This is a genomic window from Acidocella sp. (assembly GCF_028687955.1).
Classification (GTDB): domain Bacteria; phylum Pseudomonadota; class Alphaproteobacteria; order Acetobacterales; family Acetobacteraceae; genus Acidocella.
Window position 1 is genome coordinate 1 of record NZ_JAQTZC010000120.1, and the last position, 2,950, is coordinate 2,950.

Annotated in this window: 2 protein-coding genes; both read right to left on the minus strand. The window is 65.9% G+C overall.

What is annotated here, in order from left to right; genetic code table 11:
* Positions 1-1,427, minus strand: a 1,427-nt coding sequence (locus tag PHE40_RS10905) for a FecR family protein (protein WP_299961667.1), incomplete at its 3' end; no start/stop codon positions are given.
* Positions 1,428-1,441: 14 nt separating this feature from the next.
* A partial coding sequence (locus tag PHE40_RS10910) for a ShlB/FhaC/HecB family hemolysin secretion/activation protein (RefSeq protein ID WP_299961669.1) occupies positions 1,442-2,950 on the minus strand: 1,509 nt, incomplete at its 5' end.

Below are 2,950 nucleotides of genomic sequence, written 5' to 3' on the forward strand. Positions count from 1 at the left end.
TTGCGCATGAAGCCCGGGGTCGTCGCCAGCTGGCGCACCAGCTGGCCGTCGCTGAAGCCGCTCTCGCCCTTGCCCAGATTCACCGCCTGCTCCCCCCGGCTCAGGATGACCTGGCCGTCGTTCACCGTCACATACAGGCCACCGCCCCCACCGTCCTGACCTTCACCGAACAGCTCGTCCATGTCCACCGGCATGTCCGGGCGCGGGGCGTCGTTCTGCTGCACCGCCGCCGGGACCACCATGATGCGCACCGGCTTGCCGGTCATCTGCGAGAGCATCGCCGCCTGGTTGACCGCCACCGTGAACGAGCCGCCGGGGGCGACCATCACCACCGAGCCCGACCACACGTAAACCCCGCCACCGTTCATCGGGTCGCCCTCGCCCAGCGCCACCCGGGTGTATAGCCCGCTCACCGAGGTCTGTACGCCCGCATCATTCAGGCGGCCCGGTATGCCCGCTTCGGCATATTGCGACCAGAGGGTGTCCCGTCGCCCCGCCCCGCCCAACGTGGCGAGCGGGACGTTGTCGCCTTCCGCGCAGGGGCCATTGCACCAGACGTCGAATCCGGTGCCGCGAATGCCGATGGTGGCACCCGGCATCTTGAACTTGTAGTTGTCGTGGTTGACGCGACCGATCAGTCCGGTGACCACCCGCACGCCGCCCTTGATGAGGCGCAGGGCGATGCTTTCTTCGGATTTCTCCTTGTCGTATTTGAACGTTTCGACCTTGAACAGGCTGCTCTGCTGCAGGGTGATGCGCCCGCCGTCCCGGAACACCACCACGGCATAGGCCCCCAAATCGCTCTGTAGCGTGTCCCCTTCGTAAACGGGGGCACCCAGTCCCAGTTTGCGCAGTTTGCCGCCCTCTTCTTTGGCGACGACCCCGCCGGAGATGCGCATCACCCGGCCGGCCGGCTTGGGGGTGTCCGCCTTCGGTTTGGCCGCTACCGCTTCGGCACCGTCCCCGCACTCTCCGGCGGCGCACAGCCTCGAGGTGAAGTCCGTGCCGCGGATGCCGATGGTCGCGCCCGCTGCCCGCAGTTGGTAGGCGTCCTTGTTGCCCCGCTTGCCTATCAATCCGGTGACGGTGCGGAAGCCGCCCTTGAGCAGCCGGAACACGGCGTTGTCCGATTGGGGCACGCTCTTCTGGAAACGGTAGGCTTCAATCTTGAGGTTGGACTCCGGGCGCAGGGTCATCTTGGTGCCGTCGTTCATCACGACTTGGGCATAACTATTTTTGCCGGTCACCAGCAGGTCGCCCGCTTCCACCTTCGACTTGGGCGTCAGTACGCGCATGCCGCCGTCGGCCCGTTGCGCCACCAGGGTGCCGCTCATGTAGCGGATGCTGCCGGCCTGCTCGACCGCCCCGGCGATGCCGGCGGCCAGGAGTCCGAGCGTGAGGGCCAAACTCAGGGTGCTGTTCTTCATGTCTTACCTCGTCTTCAGAAGCTGCCGCTCAGGGTGGCGTGAATGCGCCAATCTCCCGCCAGCTGGGTCAGGTCGTTACCCGCCTTCGCGATGCGGCCGGCATCCAGCCTCAGCGCGTAGCGGTCCGTATATGCGCCACGGAGCCCCAGCCCCGCGCTGCTGATCGTGGTCGTCAGGCCGCTGCTGTTCGCGCGTACCGCGCCCGCGTCGGCAAATATCAGGCCGCGCAGGTTGAAGTCCCCGCGCGCGTAGGCCGGCAGGTAGGCTTCGAGGTTGAGCTTGGCGCCCCGCTCTCCGCTCTCGCTGCCCTCGGTGAATCCCCGCACCCCGTCCGCGCCGCCCAGCCTGAACTGTTCGCCGGGTATCAGTTCGTCACGGCTCCATTGGCCGCTGAAGGCGAGCCGGATTTGCCCGTCCTGACCGACCTGCGTGAAGTAGCCCGCGCCGTAACGCGCGACTTTGTAGGCGGGGGTCAGCGTCGAGACGGTGTTGGGGACATAGGCGGCGAAGTCGGCTTTTTTGCCGCCGTTCATGACGGCGGCGTTGACCGTCCAGGAGAGGTTGAGGTTGATGTCACTGCGGGCGAGTTTGCCTTGCAGGGCGTAGCTCAGGCTCACGGGACTGACGACGATGGGGTTGTATAGCGTGACCGGCGGTACCGGGTCGGTCTGCTCGATCTTGCTGAAGCGGCGCCAGTCCAGGCCCAGACTGAGCTTGGGGTCGAAGCTGCCGATGCGTTGGAGCGGGATGTGGTAGCGCGAACTGAGTATGAGGCCGCCCCCCTGGAAGTTGGTCAGCCCGCCTATCAGGGAGTTGACGTTGGAGTAGCCGCCGAAGAATTCCACGCTGTGCCCGCTGCCGTAAAGCGGTACTTTGTAGCCGCCGCCCAGTACCTTCACGCGGTCGGGGTATTGCGGGGAGAGTTGTATCTGCACTTGGCCGACATGGTCGCGGTCGAACAGGTTGGCGTGGCGGTAGGCGAGGCCCAGCCGCGAAATCCCCGTTTCCTTCGAGCCGGTGTTGTCCAGGCTCACCGTCCATTGTTCGGGCTTGAGGTCTTTGACGAGCACGCTCGCGTCGACCAAATCGTCCCGCTCGCCCCCTTTGAGGACGACGTTCAGTTGCCGCGCGGGGTTCTCGTTGGCCAGCCGCAGTTGGCGGGCGATGTCGCGCGCGCGCGGGATGCCGCCGGGACGTACCCCGGGCAAGGCGTTCAATGCGTTCTGCTTGCCGGTGTGGCGGTTGTCCTTGACCGTGACTTGGCCGAAGCGGCTTTCGATGACCTGGAAATGAATCGTGCCGGATTCGAGTTCTTGCTCGGGCAGCAGGACGTGCACCGCCGAGTAGCCGCGATCGGCATACAGCCCTTCTATCGCTTCGAGCGCGTATTGCACGTCGGAGAAGTCCTTGCCGCGACCGGTGTAGGGGCCGACGGCGGCGGCAATCTCGCCCGGCGATAACAGCGTCGCGCCGTCCGCCACGTAGCGGCCGATGTCAAACCGCAACTCCGGCGGCGCTTCTTC